At 67.1% G+C, this 20,434-nt stretch carries 18 protein-coding genes, 1 tRNA gene and 1 pseudogene; 7 read left to right on the forward strand and 13 right to left on the reverse strand.

What is annotated here, in order from left to right; translation table 11 throughout:
- The 6 genes from M4D77_RS19195 to M4D77_RS19220 all read right to left on the reverse strand — a co-directional run.
- Nucleotides 1-1,265 (reverse strand): ABC transporter substrate-binding protein (locus M4D77_RS19195; RefSeq protein WP_259937026.1); only part of this gene is annotated, 1,265 nt, incomplete at its 3' end.
- A gap of 340 nt (nucleotides 1,266-1,605) precedes the next feature.
- Complete coding sequence (locus M4D77_RS19200; protein WP_259937027.1) at nucleotides 1,606-2,892, reverse strand: phosphatase PAP2 family protein; 1,287 nt, start codon at nucleotides 2,890-2,892, stop codon at nucleotides 1,606-1,608.
- Nucleotides 2,893-2,945: 53 nt separating this feature from the next.
- Nucleotides 2,946-3,590 carry a TetR family transcriptional regulator gene (locus tag M4D77_RS19205; protein ID WP_211539779.1) on the reverse strand — a complete coding sequence of 215 codons (645 nt, stop codon included), beginning with the start codon at nucleotides 3,588-3,590 and terminating at the stop codon, nucleotides 2,946-2,948.
- A 37-nt stretch (nucleotides 3,591-3,627) separates the two neighbouring features.
- Entirely contained in the window at nucleotides 3,628-5,832 is a 2,205-nt protein-coding gene (locus tag M4D77_RS19210) for an MMPL family transporter (protein ID WP_165629492.1), read from the reverse strand.
- 164 nt (nucleotides 5,833-5,996) lie between these two features.
- Nucleotides 5,997-6,518, reverse strand: coding sequence for a hypothetical protein (locus M4D77_RS19215; RefSeq protein WP_259937028.1), 522 nt, complete (start codon nucleotides 6,516-6,518; stop codon nucleotides 5,997-5,999).
- A gap of 99 nt (nucleotides 6,519-6,617) precedes the next feature.
- Entirely contained in the window at nucleotides 6,618-7,793 is a 1,176-nt protein-coding gene (locus tag M4D77_RS19220) for a DUF418 domain-containing protein (protein WP_259937029.1), read from the reverse strand.
- Between the two features lie 78 nt (nucleotides 7,794-7,871).
- Between M4D77_RS19220 and M4D77_RS19225 the strand changes: the two genes are divergently transcribed.
- Complete coding sequence (locus M4D77_RS19225) at nucleotides 7,872-8,480, forward strand: TetR/AcrR family transcriptional regulator (protein WP_259937030.1); 609 nt, start codon at nucleotides 7,872-7,874, stop codon at nucleotides 8,478-8,480.
- Between the two features lie 55 nt (nucleotides 8,481-8,535).
- Here the strand turns inward: M4D77_RS19225 and M4D77_RS19230 are convergent, their stop codons facing one another.
- Nucleotides 8,536-8,925 (reverse strand): DUF5997 family protein, encoded by a 390-nt coding sequence (locus tag M4D77_RS19230; protein ID WP_137809700.1) that lies wholly within the window; start codon nucleotides 8,923-8,925, stop codon nucleotides 8,536-8,538.
- Between the two features lie 41 nt (nucleotides 8,926-8,966).
- Here M4D77_RS19230 and M4D77_RS19235 point away from each other — a divergent pair, with 41 nt between their 5' ends.
- On the forward strand, nucleotides 8,967-9,734 hold the full coding sequence (locus M4D77_RS19235) for a LysR family transcriptional regulator substrate-binding protein (RefSeq protein WP_396266601.1): 768 nt from the start codon (nucleotides 8,967-8,969) through the stop codon (nucleotides 9,732-9,734).
- A gap of 33 nt (nucleotides 9,735-9,767) precedes the next feature.
- Here the strand turns inward: M4D77_RS19235 and M4D77_RS19240 are convergent, their stop codons facing one another.
- From M4D77_RS19240 to M4D77_RS19250, 3 genes are all read right to left on the reverse strand, one after another.
- The gene (locus M4D77_RS19240; RefSeq protein WP_259937031.1) at nucleotides 9,768-10,574 is read right to left on the reverse strand and encodes an NADPH-dependent F420 reductase; all 807 of its coding nucleotides are present in this window, start codon (nucleotides 10,572-10,574) and stop codon (nucleotides 9,768-9,770) included.
- Nucleotides 10,550-12,073 (reverse strand): SLC13 family permease, encoded by a 1,524-nt coding sequence (locus M4D77_RS19245; protein WP_396266602.1) that lies wholly within the window; start codon nucleotides 12,071-12,073, stop codon nucleotides 10,550-10,552. The genes M4D77_RS19240 and M4D77_RS19245 overlap by 25 nt, the downstream gene beginning before the upstream one ends.
- Nucleotides 12,074-12,312: 239 nt before the next feature.
- The gene (locus M4D77_RS19250) at nucleotides 12,313-12,729 is read right to left on the reverse strand and encodes a TIGR03668 family PPOX class F420-dependent oxidoreductase (protein ID WP_259937033.1); all 417 of its coding nucleotides are present in this window, start codon (nucleotides 12,727-12,729) and stop codon (nucleotides 12,313-12,315) included.
- Between the two features lie 120 nt (nucleotides 12,730-12,849).
- Between M4D77_RS19250 and M4D77_RS19255 the strand changes: the two genes are divergently transcribed.
- On the forward strand, nucleotides 12,850-13,320 hold the full coding sequence (locus M4D77_RS19255; protein WP_259937034.1) for an SRPBCC domain-containing protein: 471 nt from the start codon (nucleotides 12,850-12,852) through the stop codon (nucleotides 13,318-13,320).
- 3 nt (nucleotides 13,321-13,323) lie between these two features.
- Here M4D77_RS19255 and M4D77_RS19260 read toward each other — a convergent pair whose 3' ends face one another.
- Together M4D77_RS19260 and M4D77_RS19265 are read right to left on the reverse strand one after the other, a co-directional pair.
- Complete coding sequence (locus M4D77_RS19260; protein ID WP_259937036.1) at nucleotides 13,324-14,832, reverse strand: amino acid permease; 1,509 nt, start codon at nucleotides 14,830-14,832, stop codon at nucleotides 13,324-13,326.
- A 65-nt stretch (nucleotides 14,833-14,897) separates the two neighbouring features.
- On the reverse strand, nucleotides 14,898-15,998 hold the full coding sequence (locus M4D77_RS19265; protein WP_259937037.1) for a beta-mannosidase: 1,101 nt from the start codon (nucleotides 15,996-15,998) through the stop codon (nucleotides 14,898-14,900).
- Between the two features lie 200 nt (nucleotides 15,999-16,198).
- Here M4D77_RS19265 and M4D77_RS19270 point away from each other — a divergent pair, with 200 nt between their 5' ends.
- Nucleotides 16,199-17,257 carry a YdcF family protein gene (locus tag M4D77_RS19270; protein ID WP_259937039.1) on the forward strand — a complete coding sequence of 353 codons (1,059 nt, stop codon included), beginning with the start codon at nucleotides 16,199-16,201 and terminating at the stop codon, nucleotides 17,255-17,257.
- 43 nt (nucleotides 17,258-17,300) lie between these two features.
- On the opposite strand, the gene M4D77_RS19275 is transcribed toward M4D77_RS19270, so the two are convergent.
- A tRNA-Gly gene (locus M4D77_RS19275) sits at nucleotides 17,301-17,374 on the reverse strand.
- 254 nt (nucleotides 17,375-17,628) lie between these two features.
- On the opposite strand from M4D77_RS19275, the gene M4D77_RS19280 reads away from it, so the two are divergent.
- The 3 genes and pseudogenes from M4D77_RS19280 to M4D77_RS19290 form a co-directional block, all read left to right on the forward strand.
- Entirely contained in the window at nucleotides 17,629-19,125 is a 1,497-nt protein-coding gene (locus tag M4D77_RS19280; protein ID WP_259937041.1) for an HNH endonuclease signature motif containing protein, read from the forward strand.
- 21 nt (nucleotides 19,126-19,146) lie between these two features.
- Nucleotides 19,147-19,719, forward strand: a complete 573-nt coding sequence (dcd, locus tag M4D77_RS19285) for a dCTP deaminase (protein WP_058249633.1) — start codon at nucleotides 19,147-19,149, stop codon at nucleotides 19,717-19,719.
- 152 nt (nucleotides 19,720-19,871) lie between these two features.
- Nucleotides 19,872-20,434, forward strand: a pseudogene (locus M4D77_RS19290) (UDP-glucose 6-dehydrogenase); the annotation flags it as partial.

Genomic DNA, 20,434 nt, shown 5'->3' on the forward strand with positions numbered 1-20,434 from the left:
CCCGGGATGCGCTGCAGCGCAGCCGGAAGCGGGGTGATGAAGCCGCCGGTGGCGGGTTCGGTCTTCTTCTCGGCGACGACGTCGAACAGCAGCATCTCGGTGGTGCAGTTCGGCGTGGTCGGCTTACCGCAGTTGAGCTTCGGGCCGATGAACGACTGGTAGTCGGTGACTGCCTTGAGCGCACCGAGCACGTTCGGGCCGGTGAAATCGGTGACCTTGGCGTTGTTGAGCGTGATCGCGAAGTCGGCGAGGGTCGCGAAGGTGCCGTAGGCGTAGAAACCGCCGGTGCCACCCTGCTCGTCGATGAACTTCTGGGCGATCCCGAGATTCGCCTTGGCCGGCTCCGGTGCGGAGTCCATGGCCGGGGGCTGCCAGATCGGTGAGTAGGTCTGTGCGCCAACCGCTTGCGCGCCCATGGTGTCGATGAAGTCGGTGCAGGCCGCCATGAACATGGTGCCCTCGTAGTTCACCGACCGCAGCGACTGCGCGAGCTTGGTGCACACGTTGTCGTTCTGTGAGGTCATCAGGCCGGCCGCGGCGGGGTTGCCCTCGGCCAGGGTGGTGGCCAGCGAGGTGAAGTTCGGGCCGGTCGGCGGGTAGTAGACCGACTTGACGTCGATGCCGAGCTGGGCGCCGAGCGGCTTCATCAAACCGTCGAACACCTGATGTGCCTGTGGGAGATCGGCATTCGCCAGCGTCAACGAATTCTTGTTGGCGGCCTTGAGCTGCTGCATGAAACCGACGAGGAACGCGGCGGGTGGCGGACCGAAGTACACGCGGTTCTCCGCCGAGGCGCCGGTGGAGGTGTTGAACGGGATCTGGCCGACCAACGGGATGCCGGCCGAGGTGAGAATCGGCACCGCGGAGGCGGATTCGGCATTGTAGCCGTCGATCGCGGCGACCACGCCGGCCTCGACGAACTGGTTGGCGCACGACACCGTCGATTCCGGTGCGGTCTGGTCGATTCCGCAGTCGACGATCTCGACGGGCCGGCCCCCGATGCCGCCGATCTGGTTGTTGATGTAGTCCAGGGCGGCGTCCTTGCCGGTGGTCACGCCACCCTGGGTGGCGGGGCCCTTGGTGGGGTTGAACAACCCCACCTTGATCGCCTCGCCCGACGCCTTGGTGCCGCTGGCATCCGCGGCGGAGCCGTCCGACGATCCGCCGTCGTCGCTGCTGCACGACACGACCGAGAAGATGCACGCCGCGGCGACGGCGACTGCCGCCAACCGTCCGGCTCTCCTGCGTGAATTCGACCAACGCATGTTTCGACTGCCTTTCCCGATGATCTCCGGGCACGACGGAACCGCCCTGCGAGAGGGCACGGCGACATCGCCCCGGCGGGGCTTAGAAGGATTGAGTTCATCGACCCAGCGCTGTGTCTGGGTCCGCGATTCCGGCACCGTCCGCCCTGGTCACGGCGGTGAGTCCACGTCGGATGTGATGTGGGCCACTCGAAAAGTAGCCATACCCTTACGCCGGTGTCAAGCTGTTCGGCGAAACTGGACACACAGTGGACCACATGGCACGACACTGCCCGTCACGAACGAGTTCGCAACGGGCAGTGGGACAAACGATTCAGTTACCGGCAGGTCAGGGCGGTCCTCAGTGGACGGTCACCCGACCGTCGCGGCCGACCGTGACGTCGGCGGTGTAAGCACGGACGAGGTCCAGGCGCTGCCAGGAGGCGCGGCCGGGACGCTGGTCGTCGAGCGGGTATCCCGCGGGCGACGCGGTCTGTTCCAGGACCTGACGCCGCTGCTCGTCGGTGAGTTGCGGGTACGCCCCGGCGATCAGTTCGACGGCCTGTCGGGGCACCACCATCGGATGTGTCGGCGACGAGACGCGTCCGAATCCGTAGGTCATGCGCTGGGCGTAGATCGTCTGGGCCGCGGCGTCGGTGGCGTAGGGCGTGTCACGCGCAATGCACACCGAGAGGGCTGCGCCGCAACGCCATTCGAGTTCCTTGCGGATCTCGGTGGCAGACGCGGCGAGGAGCCGGCGGAACTGCGGGTCGTTCCAGCGATCGGCGGCGGCGGCCTGCCCGACGATCGCTCCACCGATCACGTCGAGCGGGTAGTGCACGCCCAGCACGATGCGGTGATATCCACCCTCCGAGGCACGGGCGAGGAACTGCGGCGCGAGTTCCGGGAGCATCGATGCGAACAGGGTGCCCCGCCAGAAGAACAGGCTGGTGTGGCCGGACGGGAACGACGGGTTGCTGCCCAGCGCGTCGTACTCGCTGGCTCCGGCGCGCATGTACTTGCGGATCCGCTCGGGTGCGACGATGAACGGCCGCTCGTACCCGAACACGTACTTCTCGACGAGCGTCGCGTTCGCGAGCCCACCGGCGCGGGCGAGGTAGTCGCTGAAGAGGGCCGTGGTCTTCGGGAGGCGATCGGCGGCGAGGGCGTTCCGGAAATCCCGTCCGAGCCGGTCGCCGAAGGCATCGGACATCGTCCAGAGCGGATCGTCGTGTGCGTCGGCGAGCGCTCGGCGCTGCAGTCCCGGGTTGCCGGCCGCCGACTGGTTGATCGCGACCGCCGTCTCGAGATTGCGGGCCATCACCTCGGGGTGGTCGCGGCGCAGGGCGGTGAAGGTCTCGACCGGTTGCAGGTACACGCCGCCCGGATACGACGAGATGTCCGAGGCGTAGAGCCGCGCGATGTCGGTCACGGGGAAGGGCGTCGGGGTCGGCTTGGCCGGCGCGGCCTGGGCCGATGCCGCGAGCGAGACGGTGGCCGCGATGGCCGCGACTGTACTGACCCATGAAACGACGAACCGCGTCCAGCGGACCGGTCCCCCTGCTGCCTGAGCCGGCGACGAGCGCAGCGAGGAGCCGTGTCGAAGGCCCGGCATCGATCGCGGTCGGGCAGCGTTGTCCGAGATCACGCTCTGAATCCTAGAGGGAATGTTCGCGGGGCGAATGGCCGGACAACCACTGTTCATCCGACCGGCAACCCCTGCTCGAGGAGATCGATCGCGCGCAGCGTCGTCTCGAGCTGGGGTATCTCCCGGTTGTCGTCGAACTCGGTGGCCAGGTGGAAGGTCACCCCGGCCACCGCGTCGAGGAACACCTTGAGCCGGAAGTCGTCGGGCGCGATCCGTAAGTAGTCGGCGATGAGCTGGGTCATGTCCGAGATCATGCGCTCGGACTCGACCTGGAAGGTCTTCTGCAGCAACGGCTCGGTGCGGATCAGTTGCATGCGAAGTGGATTGCCGACCCAGGGGTCGTCGATGGTGAGGCGGTGCAGCTCGGTCATCAGGCGCCGGATGAGGTCGAAGTGGCTGAGCCCGGGCGGCATGGACTCGACGATCGCGTGCGCCTCGGCATGCAGGTGCTCGTCTCCGACGACCACCTGCTCCTTCGACGGGAAGTAGCGGAAGAACGTCGTGTGTGAGACGCCGGCGGCCTCGGCGATCTGCTCGACGGTGGTCTTGGCGTACCCCTGCTCGGCGATCAGGGTGATCGCCGCCTGCCGGATGGCGTTGCGGGTGCGCAGTTTGTTCTGTTCACGCAGGCCCATCCGACGCCCCGGCGCGGGTTCCGGGGCGTCGGAGTCGGCGTGCACAGTCAGGCAGTTGCCCATGTGTGCTCACTTCTTGTCAGAAGGATTGTGCGGCTTCTCAGCTCGCCGGGACCGGGGACCTGGTGTCGTCCGGTTCCTCGAGCCCACGATGGCGGACTGCTTCGCCCTCGATGTCGAAGTTGATCACGAAGCGGTCGAGCCAGCGCGGGAGGCCCCAGGCCCGGTCGCCGAGCAACGCGATCGCCGCGGGTACGACCAGCATGCGGATCACGAAGGCGTCGAAGAACACTGCCGCGGCCAGCGCGAAACCCATCATCTTGGCGGTCGTCTCCGGGGAGAGCATGAACGCCGCGAAGACGCTGATCATGATGATCGCCGCCGACGTGACCACCCGGGCTCCGTGCCGGTAACCGGCGACGATCGCCTCCTTGGCCGACAAGCCGTGCATGAACTCCTCGCGCATTCGGGTCACCAGGAACACCTGGTAGTCCATCGCGAGCCCGAACACCACGCCGATGAGGAAGATCGGCAGGAAGGAGATGATCGGCTGCGTGTGGGTGATCAATCCCAGCCAGCCCTCCTGGAAGATCGCCACGGTGACGCCGAAGGTCGCCAGGACCGAGAAGACGAATCCGAGGGTGCCGATGAGCGGGACCCAGAGCGACCGGAAGACGCCGATCATGATCAGGAATGCGAGACCGACGACCACGACCAGGTAGGGGATGAGTGCATCGTCGAGTTTCTGGGAGAGATCGGACATGATGGCTGTCTGACCGCCGACGTGGAGTTCGGCGCCACGGTTCTCGACCGTCGGTGCGAAGGCGCGGATCTGCTCCATGAGGTCGTGTGTGGCGGCTGACGACGGCGCGCTCTCCGGGGTGACCATGATGAGCGCGGTGTCGCCGGCCCGATTGCCGGTGAAGGTGAGTCCCTCGGGGTTGGCGACATCACTCAGAGTTGCGATGTGCCGGACGGTTTCCTCGGCCGCGGCGTTGATCGCGCCGTCCTCGTCGTGCACGACGACGAGTAGTGGGCCGTTGATGCCCTCACCGAAACCGCGGCTCAGCAGTTCCTGAGCGGGTGCTTCGGCTTCGCTGGACAGCGACAGACCGAGTTCCAGCTTGGTGGCCGGGATGGCCGCGGCCGCAAGCGCCAGCAGGCCGATCACGATGAACGGGATGGGCCATTTGACGACGGTGCGCCCGACTTTGACACCCAGAGTGTCGTCCTCGGATTCCGCGGCGTGCTTGATCCAGGGGATTCGAGGTAGGAAGGCGAACCGCCCGAACGCACCGAGGATGGCTGGGATGAGGGTCAGAGCAGCCAGCACCGCGATGAACACGGCGACGCCGGCACCCGCGCCCATCTGAGTGATGATCGGGATGCCGATCACCATGAGGGCCACCACCGCGACGATCACGGTGAGGCCGGCGAAAACCACCGCCGACCCGGCTGTGCCGACGGCTCGGCCGATGGCGTCTGATGGCGCGCCGCCGCGGAGGAGTTCCGCGCGGTACCGGGACACGATGAACAGCGCGTAGTCGATGGAGACGGCGATGCCGAGCATCGTGACGATGGCGGTGGCGGACTCGTTGATCGACAGAGCCTCGGCCGACAGCGTGAGCAGCAGGATGGTGATGCCGACACTGACGATCGCGGTGACGAGAGGTATGAAGGCGGCGATGAGGGCTCCGAACGCCACGATCATCACGACGAAGGCGACGGCGAAACCGAGCAGTTCGGCCGTGCCGCCGGCTTCCATCACCTGCATCAGCGACCCGGTTGCCTCCACCTGCAGGCCGTCGACGGAGAACTCGTCCAGGATCGAGACGAGTTCTTCCTTGTTCTCGACAGTGAGGTCGAGGATCGGGATGTCCTGGCGAACCTGGATGAGACCGACCCGACCGTTGTCGCCGACGGCCTGCGCAGCGAGTGCTGGATCAGCGGCCGCAACCGTCAGCGGGTTGACGACGGTCTGCGGCTCGATGACGTCGGGGAGTCCGCGGAGGGCCGCGGCGAGTTCGTTCAGCTGCGCGGTGTGGTTCTGCAGCCCGTCCTCGGCAGCGACCAGGATGCTCGTGGACGCCTGTTCCTGCTGGGCCATGACCTGTGGGAAGTACTGCTCGACCTGTTCGGTGGCAACCCCCGAGTCGGTGCCGGGAAGGCTGAAGTCCTGCGCGAACTTGGGCTGGAGTGCACCGACCAGTCCGGTGACCGCGATGAGCGCAGCCAGCCAGGCCGCGATCACCGACCATTTGTGGCGAAAGCAGAAGCTTCCGAGCTTGAACAGAAACGACGCCATGCGTGGACCCCTCTGGTGCTGCGGAAGACCGGCCCCGAAGGTCCCGGCGCAGATGACGAGAGAAATGGTACCCACTAACACTCGGGACCGAGTATCACTTTTCGGAGCGGGCTCCGTCACAGCGCGCCGGCGGTGTGGCCGGCATCGCTTGCGAGAGGGTCTCGTCAGCGGGCGTTCGGCGGCGTCTGGTGTCCGCGGGGATCGGCGTCCGGGCGGTGACGCGGATCGATCGGGTTGTTCGATGGCTGACCGGCGTGCCGGCCTGCGACGTTCGGGTCGTTCCGCCCGTCCGCATCACGCCCGTCGGCGCCCCGTCCCTCGGTGTCCCGTCCATCCGCGTTCCGTCGGACATCGGGGTCGAGACGATCCGCACGGGCGAACTCGCTCTCGACCTCGTGCCGCGACTCGGCCGCGTGTCCCTGGTGGTGGCGTGCCTGTTCCTGCAGCCGCTTGGCCTCTGCAGCCTTCGCATCGGCTTCGGCCTGCGCTTTCCGTGCCCGGGCATCGGCCTCCTCGGCGACGGCCTCGCGGTGGCGGACGGTCGAGACCTGTTGCGTGGCGTTCTGCCTGATCTCCTCGGCTTGAACCCGTCGGCGTGCCTTTCGCTGACGAAGCAGCAGCAACACGAGCGCAAGAATGACGATCACGACGACGACGGCGATGATGATCCAGATGGCGGTGTCCACGACTCACTCCTCGGTCGGATGATGGTGCGCGTCGGGTACCCCGCGGCGGGGATGGCTAACCCATCCCGGTCGGCTCGCTGACCTGCGGTCGAGCAGCCGTCACCGCGGGTTGTCCACTCGTTCGGGTGACAGTCGCCGGTCGGCGGAAGCGGTGATGCGGTCGTAGCTTCGGTGCCACAGCCATTCGAGAGGGCCCCGCTCGAATCGGCTGAGCCAGAAGCGGGAGAACAGCATGAGCACCACGGCGATGCCGAGGTACAGCGACACCGTGGCGGGGACCAGCGTCGAGCCGTCGAGATGGTGCGCGAGCCCCAGGCCCCAGCCGTAACAGGCGGCACCCGCGATCGCGTTCTGTAACACATAGCAGGACAACGCCATTCGACCGACCGGTGTCAGCGCGCGGCCGCACCGCCCGGGAGTGCGGCCGTCGGCGTAGTACCCGGCGACCCATGCGAGCAACCCCAGTGCGACGAGCGGCGCCAACCCGTACCGCCCCACGACGAGTCCGGCATCGCCACCGGCCAGTCCGACGGCAAAGTCGAGAGGTAGGGCGATCCCCAGCCCGACGGCCATCAGGCGTCGCCGAAGCCGGGCGCCGCGCGGTTCCAGGACGCCGGCGCGCAGCAGGGCCGCGCCGATGAGGAAGAGCGCGATCGACATCGGCAGGATGAAGAGGACCTCGGCACGGAACATCAGGAAGTTCTCGGCGCGAAAAGCGACGAGGTCGACGAAACTGCCACTCGCGTAGGGGTTCGGGGACAGCGCGGCACCCGGACCCGATGTAGCGGGCGCGGCGAGAAGGGCCCAGCTCACCAGGCCCAGCAGCGCCAGATGCGTCGACGCAGCGATCGCGATCGCGACGTACTGGCGCCGCAGCCGCATCGACAGCAGGTAGGCGACGATGAGTCCGGTGACCGCGTAACCCATGAGGACGTCGAACTCGGTGAAGAGGAAGTAGTTGATCACGCCGTCGACGAACAGCAGCGCGGCTCGCCAGTAGTACCGTCCCGGCCAGGTCCGGCCTCGTCGAACAACCGACCGCTGCTGGATGGCCAGCCCGATTCCGAACATGATCGTGAGCAGACCGAGGAATTTGCCCTGGGCGAGCTGCTGCAGGACGTCCTCGGCCACCGCCCAGGAGCCGGTGGCCCGATAGGCGCCCTGGATGTAGCCGATCAGCCCCTCCGCGTTGGTGAAGATCCAGATGTTGGTGGCGAGGGTGCCCAGAATCGCGATGCCGCGCAGGACGTCCAGCGCCGCGTGTCGGGTCGCCATCGGTTCTCCGTTCTTTGCTGACACAACCGTGCTATCAAAACCGGCGCCAACGTAGCACGGGTGTACTACCATGAGTCAATGCCCAAGTTGATCGACCGGGACGGGCGACGCGCCGAGATAGCCGAGGCCCTGTGGCGGATCGTGTTGCGCGAAGGCGCATCCGGAGTATCGGTCCGCGAGGTGGCGGCGGAAGCGAACATCTCGGTCGGCTCGCTCCGCCACGTCTTCGCGGACAAGGAGGAGCTGCTCGAGTTCTCGATGCGGCTGATCTACGACCGGGTGGCGGTTCGCATCCGTCGGCACGACCGAATTCGCAACCCGCTGCGCTGGGCCGAGGCCGTGTTGTCCGAGGTCCTACCGCTGGACGACGAGCGGCGCGTCGAGATGCACGTCAACCTCGCGATGGTGACCGAGTCGGTGGCACATCCCGGTCTCGCAGATGCTGCGCGTGAGGCCCACGACGGTTTGCGTTCGCTCTGTCGGACGGTGCTGGGCGTCCTCGACGAGCACGGGCTGATCGGCGCCGGCCGCGATCTCGACTCTCATGCGGTCGCGGTACACGCCCTCGTCGACGGTCTGGCGATGCACCTGCTCCTCGCCGACACGGATTCGCCGGCCCGCGCGCAGCGCGTGCTCCGGGAGCATTTGACAGGGCTGGCGGTCGAGATCCGAGAGACGTTGCAGTGAAGCGATAGTCGCTGTCGGGTGGATACTGTTGTGCGGCTGCGGACCGGTCGGAGGACTAACTCTCCGGGTCCGTGTCACCCTCTTCGCGGGCGCGTCGTCGGTCGGCGTGCAGCGACCTGACGCGCCGCTCCTCGCGACGGACCTCGATCTGGGTGGCGCGTTCGGCGGCCAGCCAATCCGGCATCTCGGCGAGGAGGTCGTCGATCTGCGCCGTCGTGAGTGCCTCGGTGATGCCGCCGCGAACCAGGCCCGAGTTCGAGATGCCGAGTTTCGCCGCGACCAGATTCTTCGGGTGCGGGCCGTCGGCGCGAAGCGTGCGGAGCCATTCCGGCGGGTCGGTCTGGAGGGCGGCGAGTTCGGCCCGGGTGATCGGGCCCTGCTGGAACTCCGCAGGAGTGGCCGGCAGGTACACGTCCAGCTTTTTGGCGGCGGTGGCCGGCTTCATCGACTGCGAGCTCATTCGACGAGGGTATCGGGCGGTAGCCTTTGGGCGTGACCACACCCGACGTTCACGCAGCGGGCGAGGCCCCTGTCTTCCGGCTGGCATACGTTCCGGGGGTCACGCCGAGCAAGTGGGTCAGGATCTGGGCCGAGCGGCGTCCCGACGTCTCGCTGGAACTCATCGCCCTCGACGTCGCGGTCTGTGCCGAGGCGGTCGGGGAGCGGCGCGTCGACATGGCGATCACCAGATTGCCCGATGCCCTGCGGTCCGGCGATGCGCGGGAACATCACACGATCGACCTGTACGAGGAGACGACGGTCGTCGTCGTGCCGAAGGACCACGCCCTGACCGCCGGCGACGAGATGACCCTGGCCGATCTGACCGACGAGCAGTTGCTGTGGCCGCTGGACGAACCGTTGACAGTATCCGAACGCCCGGGTGCGGCGGTGGATCATCGGCCCGAGACCACCGGTGACGCAGTCGAACTCGTCGCGGCCGGCGTCGGCGTACTGCTCGTGCCGCAGTCGCTGGCGCGCCTGCATCACCGCAAGGACCTGGTGTATCGGCCGGTCACCGACGCCCCGACCGGGTCCGTCGGACTCCTCTGGCCTGCTCCCACAACTCAATTGGCCGATGAGTTCATCGGCATCGTGCGCGGCCGCAAGGCGACGTCGTCGCGGGGGCGGACCGACGAGGCGCCCAAACGGTCGGCGAAGGAGAAGGCGGCGGCGAAGAGGGCGGCACGCGAGGCGGCCGGGAAGATCCCCGGCAAGAGTGCGCGACGCGGGCCCGGACGTCCGAAGCGTCGCTGATTCCCGCCGTGGCGTGCCGCCCCTGTCAGTGCGTCAGGCGCGCCACTCAGCGGTGCGTTCCGGCGACGCATCGGCAAGCGCCTTGAGGGTGTCGTCGGCGCCGAAATCCTTGCCGTACACCGGCGTTCCCGGCTGTTGCCGCCACGACTCGGCGAGCGGTCCGGCGTCGACCGGGTCGAACCCGAGTTCGTCGACCACGCGGAACACGATCTCCTTGCCGGCCGGATCGTCGCCGGCGATCGGCAGCGCGATGCGGCCCTCTGTGCCCGCGGGTACGCCCTTGTTCAGCAGGTGCTTCCAGTAGATACCGTTGAACACCTTGTACACCGGAACGCCGAGCAGTTCCGACACCCAGACGCTCTCGGGAGTACCGTTCTCGATCGCCTCGATCTTGCCGTCGCGCTGCTGGGGGTAGTAGTTGTTCGTCTCGATCACCGGGGCGTCGGGCTTGCGGGCGTCGAGGATGCCCGGCGCGAGGTCGGGGGTGTTCTTCTGCGGGATGCTGACGATCACCAGGTCGGCGTCCTTCGCGGCGTCGGCGGCCCATACCGCGGTGGCGCCGGTCTCGGAGGCCAGTTCGGCCAGCGTCTCCGGGTCGCGTGAGTTCGCCACCCGCACCTCGTGTCCCAACGATGTCAGACGACGCGTGAGCGTCCCGCCGATGAATCCCGCTCCGATGATCCCGATCTTCACAACTGCACCTCTTTGTTCGCGACGTTGTTGACCCTTCGCGCAACGGATCCGTCGGTTCGGTGCATTCCCGTGGTCGGCGGGAGGGTGACGAGCGACTCGATCGGGCCCGGTCGAGTCGTGGGTCAGTACGCGATGCCGAGGGACCACGCGAACACGGTGTAGGCGGCGAGGGTGATGAGCACGATCCCGATGAGGTTGAGCCAGAGCCCGCCACGGATCATCTGGCCGATGGTGACGTACCCGCTGGCGTAGGCCACCGCGTTCGGTGGGGTCGCCACCGGGAGCATGAATGCGCAGGTTGCGGCGAGGGCGACGGGGATCGTGAGCACCAAAGGGTCGAGACCCATTCCCATGGCCACGCCTCCGGCGACCGGGAGAAAGGTTGCCGCTGTCGCGGTGTTGCTCGTGATCTCGGTGAGGAAGATGATCGCGGTCGCCGCGATGACCACCAGCACGATGACCGGGATCGTGTCGAGCCCGGCGGCCACGTCGCCGATCCAGGCGGTCAGTCCGCTGGACTCGAACTGCTGGGACAAGGCGAGGCCGCCGCCGAACAGCAGCAGCACGCCCCATGGCAGTTTGATCGCGGTCTCCCAGTCGAGCAGGCGCACACCGGGTTTGGAGCCGCTGGGCATTAGGAACAGCAGGATCGCCGCCGTCATCGCGATGCCGGTGTCGGAGATCGGCGGATTCTCGTCCCAGATCAGCGGGACCGCGATCCACGCCAGTGCGGTGAGGCCGAAGATCGCGGCGACCCGGATCTCGCCCTGCGACATCGAGCCGAGGGCGTCGAGCTGATCGCGGATGATGCGCCGGCCGCCGGGGATGTCGTCGATCTCCGGCTTGAACAGGACGTGCGTGAGCAGGAACCACGCGATGGCGAGGAAGATCACGGCGAGCGGGACGCCGGCGATCATCCACTCCAGGAACCCGATGTCGATGCCTTCGCCCTCGAGGTACCCGACCAGGAGGGTGTTGGGCGGGGTGCCGATGATCGTGCCCAACGATCCGATCGATGCGGCGTAGGCGATGCCGAGCATCAGTGCTGTGCCGAAGTTGCTCTTGATGACCGCCTGGGTGAGGGTCTCACCGTCCACCGGTTCGTCGGTGTCGGTGACCTTCGGCCCGGGCGCGTCGGTGCCCGAATCCTTACCGAGGTCGAGAACCAGCGCCAGCACCGACACGCCGATCGGGATCATCATCACGGCGGTTGCGGTGTTGGACACCCACATCGAGAGAAATCCGGTGGCGATCATGAAGCCCGCGATCACCATCGGCGGCTTGGTGCCCATCGCCGAGACCGTGACCAGGGCGATGCGGCGGTGCAGATTCCACCGCTGCATCGCGAGGGCGATGATGAAGCCGCCCATGAACAGGAAGATGACGTTGTTTCCATAGGCCGCGCCGACGTCGTTCACCGAGATCGACTCGCCCGCTTCGTCTGAGCCGAAGACCGGGAAGATCACCAGCGGCAGCAACGCGGTTGCGGGGATGGGTATCGCCTCGGTCATCCACCAGAGGCCCATGAGAACTGCGGTCGCCGCCGTGAGCCGGGCTCCCTGCCCGACTTCGGCGGGCAGGATCACGTAGACCAGGGCCGCGAGTGCCACGCCGGCAAGGAGTCCGATCCACTGCCGACGTCGCATCTTCGGTTCCACCTCGTCGGCGCGCTCACCCGCCGACTGGTGGTCGATCTCGTCGAAGTCCCGCTGTGGGTCAGGCGATCCGGAGCCTCGGCCGGCCGAGCCCGGTGATCCGGACCGGTTGTCGCGTGGCCGTTCGCCGCTGCGCTGCACCATCGGGAACCTCCTCGGTATGCCTGCGTGGCAGCCAGCCTATCGAGGAACGTGCCGGAATCGCCCGAAACCGCCGCCCGCCGACGTGCCTATGAGGTGGCCGACCAGCTGTGCCACGTCAGAGACTCCACGACGATCACCGGTCCATCGGGCCGTCGGAGTCGATACTGCGGATACTTCGCGGCCAGCGTGTCGATGCCGTGACTGCCGACGGGTTCACCGGCGTCGACGACATGTGCCCGGCCGTCGACCCGCACCCACCACAGTTCATCCCAGCTGTCGGAATATATGTCAGCCAGGAGCGACACCGCGGGGTTGTCCGCGATGTTGGCGAGACGACGGAGTGCGGTGGTTCGTTTCGGCTTGTGATCCACGCACGTGTAGATGACGTCGTCGTCGAGTGCGCACACGACGGGGACCAGGTGCGGCTTGGTGGAGGGTGACACGGTGGCGAGTGTGACCGACCGCGCGGCGGCGAAACGTTCCCGACTCAGGCGCAGGTCCATCTCACGAGGATGACATGCACTCGTGGGAAACAAGGTCACCGATGAGTACGGGCGCCGGTTCGGGTCCACCTCTGTGTCCGATCCCCGATCCGGGGGACCCGACCCGAAAGGGCCAGCACCATGACGCACGAGAACGTTGCCGTCAGCCGCACGATCTCCGCCACGCCCGACGAGGTGTTCGCGGCGCTCGCCGACCCCCGCACACACCAGGCCATCGACGGCACCGGCTGGGTTCGGGACGCAGTCGACACGACACCGCTGCGGGAGGTGGGCCAGGTCTTCCGGATGAACATGTACCACTCCAACCATCCGGACGGTGACTACCTGATGGAGAAGCGGGTCGAGGTGATCGAACCGCGGTCGGCGATAGCGTGGCAACCAGGGCAGCGCAACGACTCCGGGGAGCTCGAATTCGGCGGCTGGACATGGCGTTACGACCTGGTGCCGGTGGGGGAGGCGTCCACCGAGCTCACCCTGACTTACGACTGGTCGGCCGTGCCCGCTCACATCCGGGAGTACATCGAGTTCCCGCCGTTCGCCGACGACCATCTGCGTAACTCGTTGAACCACATCGCCGAACTTGTCGGCTGATCGTCAGCCGACGAGGTCCGGATCCGGATCGCGATGCGCCGACGCAGCTGATGTGGGTGACAGATCGGCGGTGAGCAGGTCGACGGTCGGGCTGCGCGTGATCACCTTGTGGCCCCACCACAGAGCGAGGAACACGAACAGTGCGCCGTAGGCGGTGAGCCAGAGTTCGAGATTCCCCGCGGATCCGTCGCGGATCGCCGGGAGATTCTGCCCCGCGATGACTGCAACACACATGAGCAACGCGATGATCGGGCCGGCCGGGTAGAGCCAGGCCTTGTAGGGGAGTCTGCCGAGGTCGAGACCCTGCGCCTGCCACGCCCGCCGAAAACGATAGTGGGCCCACGCGATACCCATCCACGTGATGAAGCCCGCCACCGACGAGGCGGTGACCAGCCACACATACGCGCGACCGTCGCCCACCCGACTCGCCAGGAAGCAGAGGGCGCCGATGGCCGCCGTCGCGGCCACGGCGAGGAGTGGCACTCCTGATCGCGTGACCCAGGCGAACACACGTGGGGCGTTGCCCTGCACCGACAGGCCGTACAACGCGCGGGTTGCCGCGAACAGGCTCGCATTGCCCGCCGACAGGATCGCGATCAGGATCACGGCGTTCATCATCGATGCCGCCACCGCGATCCCCGCGTCGGAGAACACGAGGGTGAACGGGGCGATCGCGATGTTCTCCTCGGACGCATTCAGCAAATTGGGGTCGGTGTACGGGATCAGGAACGCGATCACGGTCAGGGTGCCGATGTAGAACAGCAGGATGCGCACGAAGACGGTGCGCACGGCGCGCGGAATCGCCGTCTTCGGTTCGACCGCCTCGCCGGCGGCGACCGCGATCATCTCGGTGCCCTGGAATGCGAAACCGGCGATGAGGAAGACCGACAGCATGCCGAGCGGGAAGTCCACGAACGGGGCGTCGTCGATCGTCCAGTTGCTGAAGCCCGGCGACGGACGGTCGCCGACGACACCGAGAATCAGCAGCACGCCGACGATGAGGAAGACGACCACCGCGATGACCTTGATCGCCGCGAACCAGAACTCGGCCTCGCCGAACGCCTTGACCGCGAACAGGTTCAGCGCCAGCAGACCCGCCAGGAACACGACCGACCAGATCCACGACGGCACGTCGGGTGCCCAGTACTTCATGATCAGCCCGGCGGCCACCAACTCGGCGGCCAGGGTGACCGACCAGTTGAGCCAGTAGTTCCACCCGGCTGCGAAGCCGAAGGACTTGGACACGAAGCGCTTTCCGTACTCCTCGAACGGGTTGCTGCACGGGATGTATGCCGACATCTCGCCGAGGCTCTGCATCAGGAAGAAGACCATGCAGCCCATCAGCAGATACGCCAGGATGGCGCCACCCGGGCCCGCGTCTGAGATGGTGGCGCCCGAGGCGACGAACAAGCCGGTGCCGATGGCGCCGCCGAGCGCGAGCATGCTGATGTGACGACTCTGAAGTCCCTTGCGCAGCGACTCGTCGGGGGTGATCCCCAGGGGACTGGACATCGGCAGAGTCTAACGGCCGGTCGGCCCGTCGGCCGGGTATTGCACTGTTGCCCGAGTGCTGACCCTCAATCGAGGCTGGTCAGTTCGGAGACCAGTTCGTGCACCGGGTCACCGGGACCGATGTCGTAGGTGCACTGGTCGTGCCTCGGGTCCGGGACGAATGCCCAGAACAGTGCGGTTGCCGTCCCGGCCGCCCGCTGCCCGGCGATCTTGGTTCGGAAGTCGTCGACGCGCTCGGACGTCGAACCGCATGAGCCGGCATGCTGGCCGATCTCGTTCACCGCGAGGGGTTTTCCGACTGCGCGTGCCTGGCGTAGACGTTCGGCCAGTCCGTTCCACTGATCCCCGGGGAGCGCGACACCGTCCGCACCGTAGTCGTGATAGTCCAGGACGTCCACGTAGGGGGAGCCGGCGACGTACTGGTAGTCGGGCCCGGCGGTGCCGCACTGGCCACCGCCGGTGAAGCCGGACCAGATCACCGCCCCGCCGTGCAGCCGGGTGACCATCGCACCTGCGCTGCCGAAAAACGACCGCAGTACGCGCGCGGCGTCGACCGGGCACGACCGCTGCTGCCATCCACACGACTGATCGCCACAGATGGACGGTTCGGGTTCACCCACCAATTCCCATCCCGCCAGAGCCGACCTGCTCTTCCAGCGTCCCACTGCCGTCCTGACCCACTGCTCGAACGTGAGTCCACCCGCGCCGGCGACGGTTCGCCAGCCGGATCGGTACCAGTCTCGTTCCTTGAAAACTCCGCTCTCGCATGCGCCATCGGCGGCCGCGAGGACAGGCAAGACCATCTGATCGAGCCGCGCGGCGGCGTCGAAGACGGCATCCATCGGCCCGAAATCCAATTGCTGGGTGTACTTGTTCACGGCCAGTTGAGCGAACAGATTGAAGCGAGTGAGCGAATGCGGAGGTAAGGCGGCGAAATAGTCGTCGAGATCAACCATCGCTCCGCAACCGGCATTCACCGACCAATCGGTGGCCAATTGGTAGGCGTCGAATCCGGATGGCCACCCCTGGCGTCCATCGAGGGTCAACCCAGCCGGAGTGGCATCGACCCGGTTGGGCGCCGCATGAGCGGGCGACGGCAGCAGCCAGCTCAGGAGCAGGCCGATGCTCAGCACCAGAATCGGAGTTCTCATCGCGGGCAGATGCATGTGTGCGTCCTGGGATGACGAGGACCGACTGTGGCGTCGGCCCAACTCGTCTGATGATTGCACGCCGGCGGCGCGGTTTCGATCGCGTCCGAGAATGGGTACGGAGAAACGTTTCGTGTGCGCCGAGATCGAGTTAGAGCCGCTGGGCTCATTCCTCATTTGCCGACCTGCGCGACACCTGTGACACCATCGTGCTCGTGATGGGCGTACTGATAGTTGCTGCAGTGCTGCTCATCGCGAGCGCGGTGCTCGCATGGCAGGACCCACGTCGTCTGAGCCCCGGCATCCTGCTGACCGCGGGCTTGTCGGGCGTGATGCTCGCCGCGGTGATCGCGGTCGTGGACAGGGGCGTCGACGACGGCTCGGTTCTCGCACCGGCGGTGGTCATCGTGGCCCTCGGACTCGTTGCGCTGCTTACCATCCTCATTCTCGGGGTGTCGTTGATCGCCAACGGCGTGACGCTTCTGCGTCGAGAGGGGCGCCGCCCCGCGAACCTGCTGTCGGCGCTCTTGGGTGCACTCCTGTCCGGTTACGCGCTCGGACTCCTGCTCGGGATCATCGTCGGATGGTTCGACGTCTCGACGAGCAACGCTCTGCTCAGATTCCTCCTGGCGGTGGGGATCCCGGCCGGTTACTTGGGATTCGTGTTCGCCTCGCTGCTGCTCTGGTCGTGGCTGTACGGCAGGTGGAGCAGGTGGCGGGCGCGACGGGCGAAGGTCTGCGCGATCATCGTCCTGGGTGCCGGTCTGCTCGACGGGTCCCGCGTCGGTCCGCTGCTGGCGTCACGACTCGACCGCGGTCGCGAGATCTATGATCTGGCCCGGGCTTCCGGCCTGGACCCGCTGATCATCTGCTCCGGAGGCAGAGGTGGCGACGAGCGGCTGTCGGAGGCCGCGGCGATGGCCGAGTACCTCGTGTCGAAGGGCGTCGATCGTGATGCCATCGCACTCGAGGACCGATCCACCGACACCGCGGAGAACCTCCGGTACTCGAGGCGTGTGCTCGACGAGCGTGGAGTGACCGAACCGGTCGCGGTGGTGACGAGCGGCTATCACGCCTTCCGCGGAGCGATGCTCATGCGGTCTGCCGGGATCGACGGATTCTCGACCGGCGCCCACACCGCGCGATACTTCGTCCCCAACGCCCAGGTCCGTGAGTTCTTGGCGGTTCTGCGTGACCACCGATGGATCAACGGAGTCGTCCTGGTCATGCTGAGTGTGCCGCTAATCTCCGGCACCGCGGTGGCTCTCTTCGGCTAGTCCGTCAATGGACCAGGAGAGTGCCTTGCGGACCCCGTGATGGTGGAGCCGATGACGGGAATCGAACCCGCGTATTCAGCTTGGGAAGCTGATGTTCTGCCATTGAACTACATCGGCGTGCGAGTGCCGGACTCGCGAACGACAGCCTAGCAAACCCGTGGCCGGGCCGGTCGCCGGCACGCACAGATGTCGCAGAACGTGGCGTCAGGCGCAACGAACTGCGACATCTGGGCGAGGCCGGGTCTCTCGGCGGGCCGACGCGATTCGGTTGCGACGCAGAACAATTCGCCGGAAGGGGTTGCGCGCTGGACGACCGGCCGGTAGTCTCGAACGTAGTTTCGAGTAAAGCCATGATGACGGGGGATGAAATCATGGCTTCTACCGAGCCATCTGCACCACCACCACTTCTTCTCGACCAGTACAAGCGCCTGCATGCACTTATGGACGAGATCGCCGAGACGCAGTCCACGGACTGCTCCGACACCGACCTCCTACAGGTCGCGATCGAGCACGAGCGTGCCGAACGACGGATGCTGTCGCTGTTCACCGATCACATCGTCGACATCGACGAGCGGTCGGCGTACCGGAAAATGGGGTGCCAGACCGTCTCCAACTTCCTCTGCCACGGTCTGCACCGGCGCGGCGAGGCGACCCGCCTGATGAACCGGGTCTGGGCCTTGGGCAGGTTCCCGGACATGCAGGGGGTGCCGCTCGAACCGCGCTTCCCCGAGACCGCCAAAGGTGTTGCCGACGGCGAGATCTCGGGACGCCACGTCGACGTCGTCATCGCGGTGATGCGCAAGATCCCCGCCGACGTGGACCCCGCCGACAGGGAAGCCGCCGAGGCAACGCTCGCGCACTACGCACGCGAGTACGACCCGTCGTCACTCCGTGATCTCGGCGCCCGCATCCTGGCCCACCTCGACCCCGACGGAACCATCACCGACGATCGCGACCGCGCCCGCAACCGCGGCCTCAAACTCGGGCCGCAAGACGCCCAACTGATGTCCCGGCTGACCGCAACGCTCGACCCCGTGACGCGCGCCATGTTCGACGTCGTCTTGTCGGTGTGGGCCGCTCCCGGGATGAACAATCCCGCCGATCCCGAGTCGCCCACCGGCAACCCCGCCGCCGCGGACCCCGACGCGCTGGCCGCCGCTGCCGGACGCGACGAGCGCACGACCGAGAAGCGGAACCACGACGCGTTGCGCGCCATGCTGCGCTTCGTGCTCGACGCCGGCGCGCTCGGGGGTTCGCACCACGGGCTGCCGCCACACCTCGTCGTCTCCATCACCGAATCGGCGCTGCGCGACGCGGCCGGCGACCCGGCACGGACCGCGACGGGAACCCTCCTACCCATCAAGGACGCCATCGACCTCGCCGCGGACGCGGATCATCATCTCGCGGTCTTCCGGGACCACTCCAGCGAGGTGCTCTACCTCGGGCGGTCCAGGCGATTGGCCTCGCGCGCACAACGAATCGCCGCGGTTGCCCGCGACGGCGGCTGCACCTTCCCCGGATGCACGCGGCCGTCGTTCGACTGCGAGATCCACCACGTCGTCGAATGGGACGCCCACCACGGATCCACCGACCTCGACACCCTCGCGACCGCCTGCCCACCACACAACCGGGTGGTCGGCACCGGCGTGGATCAGTGGGCCACCACCATCGCCACAGATGGGGTCGACGCCGGCCGCGCCGTCTGGCACCCGCCCCGCGCGCACCCGTCGCCGACGCCGCGGATCAACCATGCCCATCGCACCGACGCGATCCTCGACCGCATGCGCGCCGATGTCCGGCGGCGCAGAACAGCGGCACCGGAGAGCGGAGGGTCGGCGCCGACCGACACCGGCGCAGATCCTCCCTGACCATTCGATAACCTCGACACCGTGCTGCTCTCCGACCGCGACATCCGCGCCGAGATCGCTGACGGGCGCCTCGCCATCGATCCGTTCGATCCCGCCCTCGTCCAGCCCTCCAGCGTCGACGTCCGGCTCGACGGCCTGTTCCGGGTGTTCAACAACACCCGCTACACCCACATCGACCCCGCACAACGCCAAGACGAACTCACCTCGCTGGTCGAACCCGCCGACGGTGAGCCCTTCGTGCTGCACCCGGGTGAGTTCGTGCTGGGGTCCACCCTCGAAGTGTGCTCGCTGCCCGACGACCTCGCCGGCCGGCTCGAAGGCAAGTCGTCACTCGGCCGGCTCGGCCTGCTCACGCATTCGACGGCGGGCTTCATCGACCCCGGCTTCTCCGGCCACATCACCCTCGAGTTGTCGAACGTCGCGAACCTGCCGATCACCCTCTGGCCCGGCATGAAGATCGGGCAGCTGTGCCTCATCCGCCTCAGCAGCCCGGCCGAGGAGCCGTACGGCAGCGCGTCGGTCGGATCGAAGTACCAGGGACAACGTGGCCCCACCCCGTCGAAGGCGTACCTGAATTTCCAGAAGCACGACTGAGGTTTCGACTCCGCTCAACCAGCGGGAGCACTCGGCTCAACCGGCGGGTGGACGGACCGGGTGGGCGCGGCTCCGGAAGTTCACCCAGCCGATGACAACCCGCCACGGCGAGGATGGTTACCGGTGGTTCCGCCTGGGTAACCGTTGCCCTCATGAAGCTCACGGTGATCGGATGCGGCTACCTCGGTGCCACTCACGCGGCCTGCATGGCCGAACTCGGGCACGACGTCGTCGGCATCGACGTCGACCCGTACAAGATCGAACGCCTGCAGGCCGGCGAGGTCCCGTTCTTCGAGCCGGGGCTCGCCGACATCCTGCGCCGCAACATCGACGCCGGACGACTCCGCTTCACAACCGACCATCTCGCGGCCGCCGACCACGCCTCGGTGCACTTCCTCGGCGTCGGGACCCCGCAGGAACCCCGCGGGCACCGGGCCGACCTCTCGCACGTGTACTCGGCGATCGACGCGCTCGTGCCGACGCTGCGGGGCGCCCACCTCATCATCGGCAAATCGACCGTACCGGTCGGCACCTGCGCCGAACTCGCACAACGGATCTCGGTGCTCTCCCATGCCGGGGCGGATGTCGAACTGTCGTGGAGCCCGGAGTTCCTGCGCGAGGGATTCGCCGTCGAAGACACGCTCCGGCCGGATCGGCTCGTCCTCGGCACCGGTTCGCTCGACCCGAGCGGTCTCAACACGGCCGCCGGCCCCCC

The organism is Gordonia sp. p3-SID1431 (assembly GCF_025143765.1).
In the GTDB taxonomy this organism is placed as follows: domain Bacteria; phylum Actinomycetota; class Actinomycetes; order Mycobacteriales; family Mycobacteriaceae; genus Gordonia; species Gordonia hongkongensis.